Genomic DNA, 15311 nt, shown 5'->3' with positions numbered 1-15311 from the left:
ACTCGACCTGATGTTCCTGGGCTTCATCAGCTTCGTGCTCGTCGCCGATGGTCTTCGATTGTGTTAACAGGCCCTAGGCGCGCGGTGGCCAGAGGTTGCCAGAATCAGGGATGTGGGGGAACCGGCTTGGCCTGGCCAATTCGGGGATTGCACCGCGGGCGGACAAGCTCTCAAGCCTTGAGGTATTCAGCCTTGGTTCCCAGCCAGCGAGCCGTGTGCTTTTCTGCCGCTTCCGGATGGCGGGTCAACATCTGCGCAGCGGCTTGGCGGGCCCAGTCCAGCAAATGCCCATCTGTCGCCAGATCGGCAAACCGCAGCATCGCCGCACCGGACTGGCGAGAGCCCATGAATTCGCCGGGCCCTCGGATCTCCAGGTCGCGTCGGGCGATTTCGAAACCGTCGTTGGTCTCGGCCATGGCCTTGAGGCGCTCTCGCGCGGTTTCGCCCAGCCGCCCGCCTTCGGGCGGCGAATAGAGCAGCACACAGGCGGAAGCCGCCGCGCCGCGCCCGACTCGGCCACGCAGCTGGTGCAGCTGGCTGAGACCAAAGCGCTCCGCGTGCTCGATCACCATGAGCGAAGCGTTGGGCACGTCCACGCCGACTTCGATCACCGTGGTCGACACCAGCAAGCCCATCTGGCCCGCTTTGAACAAGTCCATCACAGCCTTTTTCTCGGCAGGGGCCATGCGCGAATGCAGCAAGCCCACCAGAACGCCTGGTAATGCGGCGCTGAGGTCGGCGTGGGTTTGAGTGGCGTTGGACAGATCGAGCACCTCGCTCTCTTCGATCAGCGGGCAGACCCAATACACCTGCCGACCCTCGGCCACTTGCGCGCCAATGCGGGCAATCACCTCGTCGCGCCGATGGTCCGACATGACCTTGGTGACGATAGGCGTGCGCCCGGGCGGCAGCTCGTCGATGGTGGAGACATCGAGATCGGCGTAGTAGCTCATGGCCAGCGTGCGGGGAATGGGTGTAGCCGTCATCATGAGCAAATGAGGCTCCCCCCCATCGGTTGCGCGCTGCGCGTCGCCGCTCCGGCCCTCGGTGGGCAACGCCTGCGAACCTGGTCCCATCTTCGATCGCAGCGCCAGCCGCTGTGCCACGCCGAAACGGTGCTGCTCGTCGATGATGGCCAGCGCCAGGTTCCGGAACTGCACCTGGTCTTGAATCACGGCGTGGGTGCCCACCACCAGCGCGGCTTCGCCGGATGCAATCAGCGCAAGCATCTCAGTGCGCTGTTTCTTTTTCTGGCTGCCGGTGAGCCAGGCCACGCGTTTGCCCAGTGGCGCGAGCAGCGGCTCCAGCCAACCGATCAACTTGGCGAAGTGCTGCTCGGCCAGGATTTCGGTGGGTGCCATGAGCGCGCACTGCCAGCCGCTGTCGATGGCGATCGCAGCGGCCAGGGCGGCCACCACCGTCTTGCCCGAGCCCACGTCGCCTTGCAGGAGCCGATGCATGGGTACCGGGCGCGCCAGGTCGCGAGCGATCTCTTCGCCCACGCGGCGTTGCGCGGCGGTGAGCGCAAACGGCAGCACCGCGAGCAGTTGCTCGTGCAGACCGCCCGGCCGGGCCAGCAGGGTGGGCGCCACCAGGGCATCGCGTTCGCGTTTGGCGGTGAGCTGCGAAAGCTGCTGCGCCAGCAACTCCTCGGCCTTGAGGCGCTGCCAGGCAGGGTGGCTGCGGTCTTCAAGTGCATCCATCGACACATCAGGGCCCGGATGGTGGAGGTAGCGCAGCGCATCGCGCAAGGTGAACAGCGGCCCCTCTGCATTGCGCACCACGCCTTCCAGCCCGCGCAGCAGGTCGGGCGGCAGGGTCTCGGACAGGTCGGCGCGTTTCAGGCCACTGGCCACGGCCTTGCGCAGATAGGCCTGGGGCAGCTGCGCGCTGGTGGGGTAAACCGGCGTCAGCGCATCGGGCAGCTCACCACCCGCGAGGTGAAAGGCCGGGTGCATCATGGTGCGGCCCATGAAACCGCCCCGGATCTCGCCACGCACCCGGATGCGAGCGCCCACCGCCAGCATCTTCTGCTGCGAAGGGAAAAAATTGAAGAAGCGTAGGGTGCAGGTGTCGCTGCCGTCGTCCAGCGTCACTAACAGCTGGCGCCGCGGGCGAAAGCTCACCTCGCTGTGGGTCACCGCGCCTTCGACCTGCACCACCTCGCCCTCACGCGCCTCGCTCAGGCGCACGATGCGGGTTTCGTCTTCGTAGCGCAGCGGCAAGTGCAGCGCCAGGTCGATGTCGCGCACCAGACCGAGCTTGCGCAAGGCCTTCTGGGGAGCGGACAGAACGGCCTGGGCGGGCTTGGCGCCTGGCGGCGCGTCGGGCTGGGCGGGCATGGCCGCATTGTGCCCCTGCGGCGACAGTGCCCCGGGCGTCCAGGGGCTAGCATCGGTCCACCATGAGCCAACCCAACCACTTCTACGAACCCGCCCAGGGCCACGGCCTGCCACACGATCCATTCAACGCCATCGTCGGCCCCAGGCCGATTGGCTGGATCTCGACCCGCTCGGCCAACGGCACCCTCAACCTTGCGCCCTACAGCTTTTTCAACGCCTTCAACTACACGCCGCCCATCGTTGGCTTCTGCAGCATCGGCTACAAGGACTCGGTGGGCAATGTGCAGGCCACGGGCGAGTTCGTCTGGAACCTGGTCACGCGCGACCTGGCCGAGGCCATGAACCAGACCTGCGCCGCCGTGCCGCCCGAGGTGGACGAGTTCGCGCTTGCCGGCCTCACGCCCGAACCTTCGCGGATCGTCGGCGTGCCCAGGGTGAAGGAAAGCCCGGTGGCCTTTGAGTGCCGGGTGTCGCAAGTGGTGCAGCTGACGTCAGCGGCAGGCGCAGCGATTGAGAGCTGGCTGGTGCTGGGCGAGGTGGTGGGGGTGCACATCGCACAGCACCTATTGAAGGACGGCGTGTACGACACCGCCAACGCGGGGCACATCCTGCGCGGTGGTGGTCCTGCCGACTACTTCTCCATCGGCCCGGAGCAGCTGTTTCGCATGTTCCGCCCGCGCTGATTTCCTGCGTCGCGCTCTGCCACAATCAGCGCCTTCAATCACCTTGGAACGGGTCCGTCCGGCCCTCAAGCACATGACCCATTCACCGCCAACCGGCGCACGCAGCTTTACCGTTGCGGACTTCGATTTTTCACTACCACCCGAGCTCATCGCCCAGCACCCGGTCGCCGAGCGCAGCGCCTCGCGCCTGCTTGACGCCAGCGGCAGCGCGCCAGTGGACCACATCTTTCGCGATCTGCCGGCCTTGCTGCAGCCGGGTGATCTGCTGGTGTTCAACGACACGCAAGTGGTCAAGGCGCGGCTGTTCGGCGAGAAGGCCAGCGGCGGCAAGCTGGAGCTGCTGATCGAGCGCGTGCTGCTGCCGCAGGAAGCACTGGACGGCAGCGCCAACGAAGTGGTGGGCCACCTGCGGCTGAGCAAGAAGCCACAGCCCGGCGGCCGTCTGCACATGGCGGGTGGCTTGAGCAACGGCGGTTTTGATGCGTTGTTCCTGGGCCGGTGGCCAGACGCCAACGGCCAGCTGTTTCGCCTGCGCCTGAAGGGACCGGCCGATGAAACGCCGTACGACCTGATGGCGCGGCATGGCCACGTACCGCTGCCGCCCTACATCACCCACGCCGATGACGCCGACGACGAGCGCCGCTACCAGACGGTATTTGCCCGCGTGCCGGGCGCGGTGGCCGCGCCGACCGCCGCTTTACATTTTGATGAGGGTGTGCTCGCAGCCCTGGAAGCGCGCGGCGTGCAGCGCGCCAGCGTCACGCTGCACGTGGGTGCGGGCACCTTTGCGCCGATGAAAACCGAGCGCATCAGCGAACACGTGATGCACCACGAGCGCTACGCCATCCCGCCTGAGACACTCAACGCCATTGCCGACTGCCGCGCTCGCGGCGGCCGCGTGGTGGCGGTCGGCACAACCACCGTGCGCACGCTGGAGAGCTGGGCAACGACCGGCGCGGTCAGCGGTGACACCAACATTTTCATCACGCCCGGCTTCGAATTCCGCGTGGTGGACCGGCTCATCACCAATTTCCACCTGCCCAAGAGCACGCTGATGATGCTGGTGAGCGCCTTCGCTGGACATGAGCAGGTAATGAACCTGTACGCCCACGCAGTGGCGCAGCACTACCGATTCTTCAGCTATGGGGATTCGATGCTGCTGGCAAGAGACCAGTGTCGCTAGAAAGGCACCGGTCAATTCAAGCCCCGCCAAGGGCCAAACGGGGCCTAACTGGGCATGCGTACCCCTATGCTCCGGCAATACACAGCCCCCCGCCGTCTGCGCAGCCAATCGCTGAACTGCCCGCCATGCCCGATCTCATGACCGCATCGACGGCCGTCCGCTGCCTGACCGAAGCCTTGCGCAGATTTGCTGGATGGTCAACGATGCTCTTGGTGCTGCTGTCACCCATGGTCACACGGGCCGACCCTCCTCAGTGGGCGTACCGGGCCTTCCCATTTTCGCAGGCGCTGAACGTGGACGCGGTTTACGAAGTCACCCACAGCAAGCCAGAGAACCTTGTCGAGACGATCCACCGTTGGGGGGTCGACATCCGGCTGGTGCGCAGCGAGGCACCAGCGCGGCCTTTGAACCCGTTGCTAGCAGATCTGCCGCTGGCAGCGCCGGAGCTGGTTCGGCTAGCGGGCTTCCAAGAATCCTATGAGGGGCTGGTGTTTTACGGCGGCTCGACGTTCTGTGCGCCGGGCCGCAGCATGATCCTGATCCGTGACACGGCGCCGGGCTACACGCTGATTCACGAATTCGTGCAGTCGCTGCTGCGCCCCGCGTGTGCAGGTGAGCCTGACGACATCCTGGAGACCCGCTTTGGAGCCGCCTTCAGACGGCTGGTGATTTACCAGCGCCGCATCAATGACGACCCCTACCGACTGCTGGATCCACTGTGGCGCCGGGACATCCTGGCGGCCCAGGCCGACGTGGCCCAAGACCTCTACCACCGGATACGACTCGGTCAGAGCCAGGAGGCCATCGTCGAGAAGCTACTCAGCCTTTACATCGACGAGCGCAGCCCGTACTTCGACGCAGAACGCCGGACGCAGGGGCTCTTGTACGGCGAGGTCATGATCAACAACGCCATCGACATCTACAACGCCGTGAACGAGTCGGTGGTGTTCGTCGAAGCCTCCGTTCACAGCCTGCGCCAGATGCTGCGCGCTGGCACCATCCAGCCAGGCGAGGGCCTCGCGTTGACCGACGACGACGAGGCCTTCGTGGTCGGGTCTGCTCGGGAAGTCCAGGCCCACATGGCGGTCGTGCGAGTCGAACTTCAGGTGCTGAAGCGGTTCTACGGGCGCTGACGATGCTGGCGAAACTGACTGCGACGAATCACCGCGCTTTGCCGAGTCAGGCGATGGGCGGGAGGACGCTGTCAGTCAAGGTCCAGCCAGACCCGCCCACCCTCGACCTTCACCGGCCAGCTCTTCACCGGCTCGGTCACCGGGCCGCCCACGCAGGCGCCGGTGCGCACGTCGAATCGACCCTGGTGAAACGGGCATTCGACGTACGGACCTTCCACAAAGCCGTCGCACAGCTTGGCCAGACCGTGGGTGCACTGGTTGTCGGTGGCGAACACTTCGCCGTCGACCGAGAACAGCACGATGTCTTGCCCCTCGGGCTCGACGGCGATGCCGGCGCCTTCAAACAGATCGGCCTCGGCGGCCACGTCGGTCCAGTTGCTCATGTTCAGATGGGGTAAATGATGGCGTTGGGAATCATCTCACTGTCGTAAATGCACAGCCGCTGCGCAAACTTCAGGCCGGCAGGTGTGTGCACCACGGTGTCGACATAGCGGCCTACGTTGTACACCGTGCTCGGACCATCTAGCTTGGTGCGGAACACGGCATAGTTGGCTTCGCAGTGCAGCGCACCTGCGTCGTCGATGCGGCGCACCACCGGCGCGCCCACCACGTGGCGCTGGTAATACGGGTCGTGAAACAGCGTTTCCTTGATCCCGTAAACGCGGTCTCGCAGCATGGCCTGGCTGTCGAACGCCAGCGTGGCCAGTGGAAAGCCGCGCTCGAAGTTTTCACGCGGCTGCAGCTTGTAGACGCAGCGTTCAGTGAAAAAATTGGGCCACAGGTCCCACTGCCCGCTGTCGACGGCGAGCGCGTAGTCGGCATAGAGCTGCTGCAGCTGTTGGAAGGTGAGGAAATCCAGCCTGGTCGCTTCGCTCATGGTTTCAACTCAGCCGACGGTGACGCATCTGGCTCGCGCGCTTCCATGACTTCGCGCCAGTAGCGGTACATGCCTCGAATCAGGGTTTCGGTGACCATGTGGTCGGTATCGCCCACCTCGCGGCCGCCCAGCTCGGCCAGCGTGCGGTGCTGCGGTTTGCTCTCGAACGCCTGTTGCGAAAACTCGATCACCTCGCCATCGTCGGCGCTCACGAAACCGGCCGGACCGAACAGATTGGACTGACGCAGCCTTCGCTCGGTCATCTCGGGCGTGTCATCGGCGAAGCCAAAATGGGTCCAGACGAAGTCGAAGGCACCGTGGCCGTCGGGCTGGATGTGGCGGGTGGACACGCTGTTGACCTGCTGCTGCAGGATCACGCTGGGGAACAGCGTGGTCATCACCGCAGTCGGCACCTTTTCGCCCATCTGCCACCAGGCCTCGGGCACGATGTCCAGAAAGCGCGGATCTTCCAGCTGCATCTTGTCCTTGAAGCTGGACACCTGGGTCACCTGCGCCGCGCTGCCGCTGGCCTCGCCCATGCTGCCGCGTGTGGAGATCATGGCTGCGTGGCGGTGGTGCCGGTCCATGCGCAGCTCGCTCTGGTTGTCGGCGCGCCAGAGACCGAAGGTGACAAACCAAGTGTGCAACAGACCGGGGTGGTACGGGTCCTTGATGTTCTCCTGCATCAGCTTCCAGTTGCCCGGGATGCGCTGGCGGTTGTAGCCCAATATGGTGAGCTCGCGGCCGTTGAACAGCCGGTCGAAGTAGGTCAGGATGGTCGGCCCCATGAAATCTTCGAGCGACTCCACGCCGTGGTCGAACGAGGCAAACACCACGCCCCCGCGCGACGCCACCTTCAGCTTGGTGAGCGCGTGGTGCTTGGGGTCGAAGTCCGCCGGCATGCCACCGTTGACCTGTCTGCCTTGGCGCACGCCGCGGCGAAACGGCACGCCTTGCAGGTCGCCATTGGGCGCGTAGCTCCACTGGTGGTAAGGGCAGACGAACTCGGACTGGTTGCCGTTGCGCTTGCGGCAAAAGCGCATGCCGCGGTGCGCGCAAACGTTCTCCACCACATGAATGGCGCCGTCGGTGGCGCGCGTCATGATCACCGAGCGCTCGCCCACCACCGTGCGCTTGAAATCGCCCGGGTTCGGAATCTCGGCCTCCAACCCCGCATAACACCAGTGCCCCCGGTAGAAGAACCGCTCCAGCTCACGCTGATGGCGCTGGGCGTCGGTATAGACCGCAAACGGGATGCGGCTGGTGCCGCCGGATTCCCAAAGCAACGGTTCGGACGGGGCGGCGGTGGCGGAAGTCATCAGGGAGTCTCCTCGGTAGGCGTGCCAGACCGTCGATCATGGCTTGCCCCAAGGTATCTCACAACCGAATTGCGGCACTAGGCGATGTGAGTCCAGTGAATACAAGTCGCCCAACTTCGAGGCGGCCCACCGGCGTTGCCTACCCTCGCGGGGCGAGGAGACGGCGTGATTCCCTGCCCGCAGCGTTGCACAAAACACCACACTGCCATGCGATTACCCCGCTTTCGCAGGATTTTGTAACACCTTCAGCTTCACTGCGGCCGGCCCAGCGCGGTGCGGACGACACAATGAACCGTGATGGCTGTTGATGAATGAGGTGTTGAATTGATTGAAGTGTTTGTGCGGCTCGGCCTGGCTTTGGGGCTGTCCTTGAGCCTGGCCCTGTTGATGGCCTGGGGTTGGGACAGTTCCGACCGCGCGCCAGAAGCGCTCTACAGCGCGTCCAGCGAAAGTGCCGACACCATGCCGCCTGCCATCCCGAACAACTGAGTTCGGTCTTGCCGGCACTCCGCTTGGCTTGACGTGCATCAAGCCCACCGGGCGGTGGGCTGCTAGGCTGGTCAGCCTGTTCACTGCCCCGTCCTGCCGATGAAACGCTCCCTCTCAGCCTGCCTGGTGGCCTTGGCCTGCACTCTCGGTGTGGCCTCCGCGGACGATGCAGTCGCCGTGCTCACACTCGCCCATGATCGCGGCTGCCTGGCCTGCCATGCGATCGACGGCCGGCCATCAGGTGCCCCGGCTGTCCTGCCAGTGGGCCCGGCGTGGCGGGATCTGGCGCGCCGGTACAAGAGCGTCAAGGGCGCGCAACAGACCCTCACGGCCAAGATCATGACCGGCTCCAGCCCCGAACCCGACCGCTCGACCGCCTACGAGCGTCACTGGGGCGGCCAGGTCAGGGGCGAGTTCATGCCCTCGCACCGCACCACCATTCCGGAAGTGGAGGCAGCGCGGCTGGTGGCCTGGATTCTCGCTCTCGACATCGACCGATAGGCCGCGAGGTCCAAGGACACCGAGCGGGTAGACCGCTTTCCTAGCCGCCTGCCCACCTGGCTCAATGTGCCGGATATCACTTGGCCTGGATGCGGCTGATGTACTCCAGCAGCGTCAAGATGCGCGCCCGCACCACAGCGGGCGCATCGTAGTGGCCCCGCGCCTCCCGAAGCGCCTTACCCTCTTCAACGCGGTATTCCATGCCCCACACAGGCATGTCACGCGACCCATGGCTCGGCACGCCCGAGCCATCAATCACCTCGTACAGCCGGTTGATCGGCAGCACGCCCTTGTTGTTCTTGGCCAGCAGGGTCATATCGGGCGGGCTCTTCTGCAGCAGGTTGCCGAGTGGCCCGTTGCCCTTGCCGTCAACGCCGTGGCAGCTGGCGCAGTTCTCGATGAATTCCATCTTTCCAATGTCGTTTGCCTGTTGGGCGAATGCGGCTGTTCCGCCGATCGCCAAGCCGGTGGCGAACATAAGCGTGCGTGTGACTCTCAATTTCATGGTGCGCTCCTCATGGTTGAATGAACTTGATCAGCGACCAGGCGCCAAAAGCACCTGTGCTGAAGTTCATGCTAGGCCTTCAAAACCGGCCAGCATTGACTGTCGTCAACCACACGGACCTCCATTGGGTGGGGTCGTACAGACACTTTCGGGTCACCGCCGGGCGCATCCCTACAATCTCCCGACTCCGGAAGCGCAAACACCATGTTGAGATTCGATCTGCTGACAGCCGACCCCGGCACCCACGCGCGCCGCGGCCGCCTCACGCTCAACCACGGCGTGGTCGAGACCCCCATCTTCATGCCCGTGGGCACCTACGGCACCGTCAAGGGCGTGATGCCCGCCAGCCTGCACGACATGGGCGCCCAGATCATCCTGGGCAACACCTTCCACCTCTGGATGCGCCCGGGGCGTGAGGTGATGCAGAGCTTTGGCGGCCTGCACGGCTTTGAGCAGTGGCACAAGCCCATCCTGACCGACTCGGGCGGCTTCCAGGTCTGGAGCCTGGGGGCGATGCGCAAGATCACCGAAGAAGGCGTGACCTTCGCCAGCCCCGTCAACGGCGACAAGCTCTTCATGTCGCCCGAGGTCAGCATGCAGATCCAGACCGGACTGAATTCCGACATCGTGATGCAGCTCGACGAGTGCACACCCTACGAGACCAATGGCCACCTCACCACCGAGGCCGAGGCGCGCAAGAGCATGGCCATGAGCCTGCGCTGGGCACAGCGATCCAAAGACGAGTTCGCGCGGCTGGAGAACCCCAACGCGCTGTTCGGTATCGTGCAGGGAGGCATGTTTGAACACCTGCGGCAAGAGTCGCTGGACGCGCTGGTCGAGATGGACTTCCCCGGCTACGCGATTGGCGGCGTCAGCGTGGGCGAACCCAAGGAGCAGATGCTGCAGATCATGGCGCACACGCCGCACCGCCTGCCCGCCCACAAGCCGCGTTACCTCATGGGCGTGGGCACGCCGGAAGACCTGGTTCAAGGCGTGGCCGACGGTGTGGACATGTTTGACTGTGTCATGCCCACGCGCAACGCGCGCAACGGCACGCTGTTCACCCGCTTCGGGGACCTGAAGATCCGCAACGCCCGCCACAAGACGGACCACCAGCCTCTGGATACCACCTGCACCTGCTATGCCTGCGCTGGCAAAAGCGGCGTGAGCTGGGACAACGGAGGCCGCGGCGGCTTCAGCCGCGCCTACCTGCACCACCTCGACCGCTGCGGCGAAATGCTCGGCCCCATGCTGTCCACCGTGCACAACCTGCACTACTACCTCAACCTCATGCGCGAGGTGCGCGAAGCGCTGGACGCGGGGCGCTTCGGAGCCTTTCGCTCGCAGTTCAAGGCCGCCCGGGCGCGCGGCGTCTGAGCACGCCGCGGCCCATGCAATCCCCCGTACCGCGCCACATCCTGCCGGTGCTGGTGGCGGCACAGTTTGCCGGCACCTCCCTGTGGTTCGCGGTCAATGCCGTGATGCCCGACCTGCAGCGCGAGCTGGGCTGGGCCACGGCGGCGGTGGGCACGCTCACGTCGGCGCTGCAGTTCGGCTTCATCGTCGGCACGCTGGTCTTTGCCCTGCTGGCCATTGCCGACCGCTTCTCGGCGCGCGCGGTGTTCCTGATCTGTGCACTCGCAGGCGCGGCCTGCACCGTGGGCGCCTGGGCCATGGTGAGGAACTACGAGGCCTTGCTGGTCTGGCGTTTTGCGACCGGCTTTTTTCTGGCTGGTATCTACCCGGTCGGCATGAAGATCGCAGCGCAGTGGTACACGCGCGGACTGGGTGGGGCGCTGGGTCTGCTGATCGGTGCCCTGGTGTTGGGCTCGGCCAGCGCGCACGCGCTGCGCGCCCTGGGCGACACCCTGCCCTGGCCCACGCTCATGCTGGGGGTAGCAGCCCTGGCGGCCGCAGGTGGCCTGCTGCTGTTTTTCGGCACGGGCGATCCTCCCGGCGCCCATGCCCGCGTGACCACGTTGCAATGGCGCGCGCTGGGCACGGTGTGGACCGACCGTCGGGTGCGCAGCTCGGTACTGGGCTACTTCGGCCACATGTGGGAGCTCTACACCGTATGGGTGATGGTGCCGCTGATCCTAGCCACGCGACTGGATGGCACGGCACTGTCGTGGGCAGCGTTCTCGGTGCTGGGCGCTGGCGCCATCGGCTGCGCGGTCGGCGGCTGGGCGGCGCAGCGCTGGGGCAGCGCGCGCGTGGCCGGCCTTCAGCTGGCCATCAGTGGCCTCTGTTGCCTGGCCACGCCCTGGGTGCTGGGCGCCAGCGACGCGCTGTTTGCCGCCTGGTTGCTGCTCTGGGGCATCACGGTGGCGGGCGACTCGCCGCAGTTTTCCACCCTGACCGCGCGCAACGCGCCACCGCAAGCGGTGGGCAGCGTGCTCACGCTGACCAACAGCATCGGCTTTGCAATCTCCATCGTCAGCATCCTGCTGTTTGTGTCGCTGGCCGAGACCGTGGCGCTCGGTGCCCTGTTGCCCTGGCTGGCGATGGGCCCGGCGCTGGGCTTGTGGGCGCTTTGGCCGTTGCTGCGCGAGGAGTTGCGCGCCGCCGCCGGCTGATCCGGCGTCAGGGCGATAACGTCTGCGGCGCGCTAGATGAGGCCGGCTCCGGCGTGCCCGGGCTGGCCGACGATGTGCCACAGGAAAAACAGAAGCGGGTGAAGGCGTTCTTGCGGGTACTGCAGTGGGCGCATCGGTCGAACAGGCACAGCCCGCAGTGAGGACAGAAGTCGGTCTTGCCGTCTTTCAGGTCCACCGGCCGCTCGCATCCCGGGCAGACGTTCTTGGCCAGCCGCGTCTGCGCCAGGTCGTAGTCCAGTTCCTGGCGCCGATGCCGGTCGGGCAGCGCTTCGGCCTGCTTCTGCCGTTCCAGATAGCGCTGCAGCGCCTGAATCGCGTAGCGCCCGCCCACCACCGTGAGTGCGATGCCCACGAGATAGCGAACGTAGCCACCGTAGCTCGGCAGGTAGGGCACCAGCTCGACAAAAAATGCAAACAGCGCAAAGAAGATGAAGCCCCACACAAACGGCCAGTAGGTGCTCTTGCGCTTCTTGGCAAACAGCCAGCCAGCGGCCATCAGCAGGGGCAGAGTGAGCAGCAAGCGGTAGCCAAATACGCGCAGCTCCTGGGCGCGCAGCTCGCTCTCAAATGCGTCGCGCGCACCCTCTTCCAGCGTGGCGAGTTCGCCCTGCGCGCGACGCTGGCTCTGGCGGGCATCGAGCAAGCGCTGCTGCTGGGCCTCGACCGCAGCGAGTGCGTCGCGCTCGGCCTGGCGCAGCGCGTCGAGCTGCTCGGTGCGCGCTATCAGTTCGGTGTCCTGATCGGGCCGCTGGGTGGCGTTGCGCGTCGCCAGCCAGTTGTTGAAGGTGTCGCGTGCCGCGCGGTTGCTGGCCTGCGCGGTCTGCTGACGCAGCTCGGCCTGGTCGAGCGCGTCCTGCGCCTCGCGCTCGGTGCGCTGCGCCGCCTTGATCGACTGGCGCAGGACGCTCGTGCGCTGCGGGTCCATGAAGTCGTCCAGTGAGCGCTGCTGCTCCACCTGGGGCAGATCGCCCACGATGGTGCTGCCCAAGCCCACCAGAAACCAAGCGAACACAAACGCCACCAGCCACAGGCCACGGCGGAACCACTTTTCAGACAGACGCAAGGCTTTGCTCATGGGACCTCCCTCCAGGAATGATGTGGATTGTGCCGCTCACAGCGAGAGCGACTGTGGCGCCGAGGCCAGCCCACTGCGCGTGAGCCAGTACAGCACCGAGTCCACCGTGACGGTTTCGATGCGGTCAGCAAAGCGTTTTTCATTGGGATGGTCGTCAAACGCCACATTGGCGCTGCCGGCGCGCGCACCCAGCCGGGTCAGCGCACCGATGCGCAACACGCTGGGCTGGTAGCCCTTGAATTTCAACCAGGCCTGAGCCTGCTCGCGACTGGTGATACCGGGTTCGACCGCGGAGGCCAGGGTCTCCAGTGCCCATTGGTTGGACTGCTGATAGCGCGTGCTCCAGGGGTAGCTCACCAGGCTGTACGGCTGTGTGTTCAGCCGCGTGCTGCGCTGCGCATCGCTGAGCACCGCGTAGAGCGGCGCTTGCATCGCAGGCGCGGGCACGGACCACACCGCCTCGAAGCGCCAGAGATCGTCCAGAAAAAACTCGCCCAGCCCCTGGCGGTAGAGCGCGCCGGTGGCCGCGCCGCATGCGTTGAGCTTGTGCAACACGCGCCACGGCCCTTGTGGCGTCTTGTAGGCCCAGCCCAGGTGGGAATGGTGCAGGCGGTACTTGCTCAAGTTCTGGCCCGCCCGACCGAGAACGACCACCCGCGCGCCGCTGCTGGCGAACTCGGCGTCCAGTGCGACCGAGGTGCGTTGCGCCAGTGCCATGCCCTGGGTGATGGTCTGGGCGGTCAGCGGCTTGCTTTCGCACGAACGTCCAGCGTGGGCGGTGGCGGCAAACAAGGCGGTGGCAAGCGCTAGCGCGGTGCACGTCAACGGGTGATGCAGGCGCGATGCCTTGGCGGGCGCCGTCACTGGGTCACCCTTTCGTTGTGCAGCAAGGCCCGACCCAGCTCGTTGGGAATGAACGCCAGGACCTCGCCGGCGGTGGAGAGCAACACCCCGGTGCCGATCAAACTCACCGCGAGCACCGTGCCCACACCCATCCCCACACCCGAGGCGACGCGGCCGACCACCACCACACTGGCCTGCGCACCGTCAGACGCCCGCTCCAGCAGGTAAACCGTGCCACGCGCGGTGACCTCCACCGCTTTCACCACCAGCGTGGCGCCCACCGCCGACAAGGCCACCGGCACCACACTCACCGCCGCCGCACCCACGGAGGCAGTGGCCAAGACCGAGGCCACCGGCAGTGCCGACAACACCTGCGAGGCTTCGCTTTGAGCGCGCACCGGGGCAGCGATCAAGCTGGCGGCGAGTGCTGCCCCGCACAAAAGGGATTTCAAGGTTTTCATGAGGAGCTCCTGAAAATGAAAATGGGGGATTTACTCGCCGGCCACCGTGGGCACGCCTTCGCGCTGAGCCTGCTGGCGTCCAATCAACTCACCACGCAGGTGCGCCTCGCTCAAGGCGGCCTCGTGACGATCGCGCAGGGTCTTGGCCAGGGTGAAGGCCGAGGTCACCAGGTACAGCCAACTCACGCCCAGGTACGCTCGGTAGGTGTCGTTGACTTCCATGCGCAGCAGGCCCCAGGCAGTCAGGCCCATGGCCACCGCGAAGCCACCCCAGACCACCAGGCGCCACATCGGCGTTTCGCCAGCACCCGCCGTCGTGGCCTGCTGCGCGTCGCGCACCGCCTTGGACAGCACAAACACGGTGGAGAGGCAAAACACGTATCCCATCAACATGAACGCCCGGTCCACCGCCTCGCCTGGCAGGTAGGCCAGACCTGTGCCGCACAAGAAGACGGCAATGCCGAACGAGACCCAGGTCTGGACGGTCCAGGCGCGGGTGTCGCGCATCACGATGAGGGGGGAACGGGGTGCTGAAGCTGAAGCCATGTGAACCTCGATGGGTTGTTGAACATGGCGCGATGATCAGCGGCAGAACCACTCGGAGCCGCATATTTTTGCGCCTCGGATCTTCGTATTGCACCCCGGGGTATCGAAATAGTGAACCGACTACCGGTATCGTTTTCGATCAGATCCGGCTAGCAAGTGCAAAGGGCTGAGAAGTCTTGAGGCGTTGCCAGGGTCAGCCAAACAACACATTGGGCCGCTGGGCAACGACGGGCCACCGCCAGGCGCAAGCAGGCCGCAGAAACGTTATTTGGTGGGCAAGGTGTCGATTTGCACCAACCGCCTGCCGATGGCGACAGCCCAATGCCTACTGGCGATTGCGTGGGCATCATTTGGGGGAACGGCAGAAGTTCGCGGCGGAGCGGTGTACTTGACGCAGCAAGCAGGGGGCGAGGCTCCAATGACTCGGAAGCCGAAAAAGACGAAGCCCATCGCGAGGATGGGCTTCTGGATTTTTGGTGGCCTGGGACGGAATCGAACCATCGACACGCGGATTTTCAATCCGCTGCTCTACCAACTGAGCTACCGGGCCAACAGAGGCAGAATTATAGCAGTTTCGCCGGGCGGTTCAGCCGCCACCAACCCTCGGAGGGCTCAGTTGCCGTTGCGCTTGCTGCGCGCCAAGTCGACGCCAAGCTGCTTGAGCTTGCGGTAGAGGTGAGTTCGCTCGAGGCCGGTCTTTTCGGCCACGCGGGTCATGGAGCCAGACTCCTTGGCCAGGTGGTATTCGAAATAGGCC

The 15311-nt window shown here is 65.4% G+C and carries 17 protein-coding genes and 1 tRNA gene; 7 read left to right on the top strand and 11 right to left on the bottom strand.

Annotated features, from left to right (window positions below; all coding sequences use genetic code 11):
* Positions 1 to 170: 170 nt before the first annotated feature.
* Positions 171 to 2342: an ATP-dependent DNA helicase RecG gene (gene recG, locus GPT34_RS16910; RefSeq protein WP_291014988.1), complete on the bottom strand. Its 2172-nt coding sequence runs from the start codon at positions 2340 to 2342 to the stop codon at positions 171 to 173.
* Positions 2343 to 2404: 62 nt separating this feature from the next.
* Here recG and GPT34_RS16905 point away from each other — a divergent pair, with 62 nt between their 5' ends.
* The 3 genes from GPT34_RS16905 (at position 2405) to GPT34_RS16895 (ending at position 5341) form a co-directional block, all read left to right on the top strand.
* Complete coding sequence (locus GPT34_RS16905; RefSeq protein WP_291014985.1) at positions 2405 to 3025, top strand: flavin reductase family protein; 621 nt, start codon at positions 2405 to 2407, stop codon at positions 3023 to 3025.
* A 73-nt stretch (positions 3026 to 3098) separates the two neighbouring features.
* Entirely contained in the window at positions 3099 to 4208 is a 1110-nt protein-coding gene (gene queA, locus GPT34_RS16900) for a tRNA preQ1(34) S-adenosylmethionine ribosyltransferase-isomerase QueA (RefSeq protein ID WP_291014983.1), read from the top strand.
* A 125-nt stretch (positions 4209 to 4333) separates the two neighbouring features.
* Positions 4334 to 5341 carry a hypothetical protein gene (locus GPT34_RS16895; RefSeq protein ID WP_291014980.1) on the top strand — a complete coding sequence of 336 codons (1008 nt, stop codon included), beginning with the start codon at positions 4334 to 4336 and terminating at the stop codon, positions 5339 to 5341.
* Between the two features lie 71 nt (positions 5342 to 5412).
* Here GPT34_RS16895 and GPT34_RS16890 read toward each other — a convergent pair whose 3' ends face one another.
* Genes GPT34_RS16890 through GPT34_RS16880 form a run of 3 tightly spaced genes read right to left on the bottom strand, consistent with a single transcriptional unit; the run spans position 5413 to position 7537 of the window.
* Positions 5413 to 5724, bottom strand: a complete 312-nt coding sequence (locus GPT34_RS16890) for a non-heme iron oxygenase ferredoxin subunit (RefSeq protein WP_291014978.1) — start codon at positions 5722 to 5724, stop codon at positions 5413 to 5415.
* A gap of 2 nt (positions 5725 to 5726) precedes the next feature.
* Complete coding sequence (locus GPT34_RS16885; RefSeq protein ID WP_291014976.1) at positions 5727 to 6218, bottom strand: aromatic-ring-hydroxylating dioxygenase subunit beta; 492 nt, start codon at positions 6216 to 6218, stop codon at positions 5727 to 5729.
* On the bottom strand, positions 6215 to 7537 hold the full coding sequence (locus tag GPT34_RS16880; protein ID WP_291014974.1) for an aromatic ring-hydroxylating dioxygenase subunit alpha: 1323 nt from the start codon (positions 7535 to 7537) through the stop codon (positions 6215 to 6217). The genes GPT34_RS16885 and GPT34_RS16880 overlap by 4 nt, the downstream gene beginning before the upstream one ends.
* 324 nt (positions 7538 to 7861) lie before the next feature.
* On the opposite strand from GPT34_RS16880, the gene GPT34_RS16875 reads away from it, so the two are divergent.
* Positions 7862 to 8026: a hypothetical protein gene (locus tag GPT34_RS16875; RefSeq protein WP_291014971.1), complete on the top strand. Its 165-nt coding sequence runs from the start codon at positions 7862 to 7864 to the stop codon at positions 8024 to 8026.
* A gap of 99 nt (positions 8027 to 8125) precedes the next feature.
* Positions 8126 to 8527 carry a c-type cytochrome gene (locus GPT34_RS16870; protein ID WP_291014968.1) on the top strand — a complete coding sequence of 134 codons (402 nt, stop codon included), beginning with the start codon at positions 8126 to 8128 and terminating at the stop codon, positions 8525 to 8527.
* 76 nt (positions 8528 to 8603) lie between these two features.
* Here the strand turns inward: GPT34_RS16870 and GPT34_RS16865 are convergent, their stop codons facing one another.
* A complete protein-coding gene (locus GPT34_RS16865) occupies positions 8604 to 9032 on the bottom strand; it encodes a c-type cytochrome (RefSeq protein WP_291014965.1) in 429 nt (142 codons plus the stop codon).
* Positions 9033 to 9236: 204 nt separating this feature from the next.
* Here GPT34_RS16865 and tgt point away from each other — a divergent pair, with 204 nt between their 5' ends.
* Entirely contained in the window at positions 9237 to 10409 is a 1173-nt protein-coding gene (tgt, locus tag GPT34_RS16860) for a tRNA guanosine(34) transglycosylase Tgt (RefSeq protein ID WP_291014962.1), read from the top strand.
* 14 nt (positions 10410 to 10423) lie between these two features.
* Complete coding sequence (locus tag GPT34_RS16855; RefSeq protein ID WP_291014960.1) at positions 10424 to 11608, top strand: MFS transporter; 1185 nt, start codon at positions 10424 to 10426, stop codon at positions 11606 to 11608.
* Between the two features lie 7 nt (positions 11609 to 11615).
* Here the strand turns inward: GPT34_RS16855 and GPT34_RS16850 are convergent, their stop codons facing one another.
* From GPT34_RS16850 to GPT34_RS16825, 6 genes are all read right to left on the bottom strand, one after another.
* The gene (locus GPT34_RS16850) at positions 11616 to 12704 is read right to left on the bottom strand and encodes a serine endopeptidase (RefSeq protein ID WP_291014957.1); all 1089 of its coding nucleotides are present in this window, start codon (positions 12702 to 12704) and stop codon (positions 11616 to 11618) included.
* A gap of 36 nt (positions 12705 to 12740) precedes the next feature.
* A complete protein-coding gene (locus GPT34_RS16845) occupies positions 12741 to 13541 on the bottom strand; it encodes a DUF2145 domain-containing protein (protein ID WP_291014993.1) in 801 nt (266 codons plus the stop codon).
* 23 nt (positions 13542 to 13564) lie between these two features.
* The gene (locus GPT34_RS16840; RefSeq protein ID WP_291014954.1) at positions 13565 to 14008 is read right to left on the bottom strand and encodes a hypothetical protein; all 444 of its coding nucleotides are present in this window, start codon (positions 14006 to 14008) and stop codon (positions 13565 to 13567) included.
* Between the two features lie 30 nt (positions 14009 to 14038).
* Entirely contained in the window at positions 14039 to 14554 is a 516-nt protein-coding gene (locus GPT34_RS16835) for a YiaA/YiaB family inner membrane protein (protein ID WP_291014952.1), read from the bottom strand.
* 474 nt (positions 14555 to 15028) lie between these two features.
* Positions 15029 to 15104: transfer RNA gene (locus GPT34_RS16830), tRNA-Phe, on the bottom strand.
* Positions 15105 to 15166: 62 nt separating this feature from the next.
* Positions 15167 to 15311: helix-turn-helix domain-containing protein (locus tag GPT34_RS16825; protein WP_291014990.1), on the bottom strand; the 145-nt coding region annotated here is incomplete at its 5' end.

Source organism: Hydrogenophaga sp., assembly GCF_011390835.1.
In the GTDB taxonomy this organism is placed as follows: domain Bacteria; phylum Pseudomonadota; class Gammaproteobacteria; order Burkholderiales; family Burkholderiaceae_C; genus Hydrogenophaga.
This window is presented reverse-complemented; position numbering and strand designations above follow the sequence as displayed.

Coding starts and splice junctions, on each gene's coding strand:
- GPT34_RS16855 (WP_291014960.1), top strand. CDS start 10,424: ATGCAATCCCCCGTACCGCGCCACATCCTGCCGGTGCTGGTGGCGGCA.
- GPT34_RS16890 (WP_291014978.1), bottom strand. CDS start 5,724: ATGAGCAACTGGACCGACGTGGCCGCCGAGGCCGATCTGTTTGAAGGC.
- GPT34_RS16870 (WP_291014968.1), top strand. CDS start 8,126: ATGAAACGCTCCCTCTCAGCCTGCCTGGTGGCCTTGGCCTGCACTCTC.
- GPT34_RS16835 (WP_291014952.1), bottom strand. CDS start 14,554: ATGGCTTCAGCTTCAGCACCCCGTTCCCCCCTCATCGTGATGCGCGAC.
- recG (WP_291014988.1), bottom strand. CDS start 2,342: ATGCCCGCCCAGCCCGACGCGCCGCCAGGCGCCAAGCCCGCCCAGGCC.
- GPT34_RS16865 (WP_291014965.1), bottom strand. CDS start 9,032: ATGAAATTGAGAGTCACACGCACGCTTATGTTCGCCACCGGCTTGGCG.
- GPT34_RS16885 (WP_291014976.1), bottom strand. CDS start 6,218: ATGAGCGAAGCGACCAGGCTGGATTTCCTCACCTTCCAACAGCTGCAG.
- tgt (WP_291014962.1), top strand. CDS start 9,237: ATGTTGAGATTCGATCTGCTGACAGCCGACCCCGGCACCCACGCGCGC.
- GPT34_RS16880 (WP_291014974.1), bottom strand. CDS start 7,537: ATGACTTCCGCCACCGCCGCCCCGTCCGAACCGTTGCTTTGGGAATCC.
- GPT34_RS16840 (WP_291014954.1), bottom strand. CDS start 14,008: ATGAAAACCTTGAAATCCCTTTTGTGCGGGGCAGCACTCGCCGCCAGC.
- queA (WP_291014983.1), top strand. CDS start 3,099: ATGACCCATTCACCGCCAACCGGCGCACGCAGCTTTACCGTTGCGGAC.
- GPT34_RS16850 (WP_291014957.1), bottom strand. CDS start 12,704: ATGAGCAAAGCCTTGCGTCTGTCTGAAAAGTGGTTCCGCCGTGGCCTG.
- GPT34_RS16905 (WP_291014985.1), top strand. CDS start 2,405: ATGAGCCAACCCAACCACTTCTACGAACCCGCCCAGGGCCACGGCCTG.
- GPT34_RS16895 (WP_291014980.1), top strand. CDS start 4,334: ATGCCCGATCTCATGACCGCATCGACGGCCGTCCGCTGCCTGACCGAA.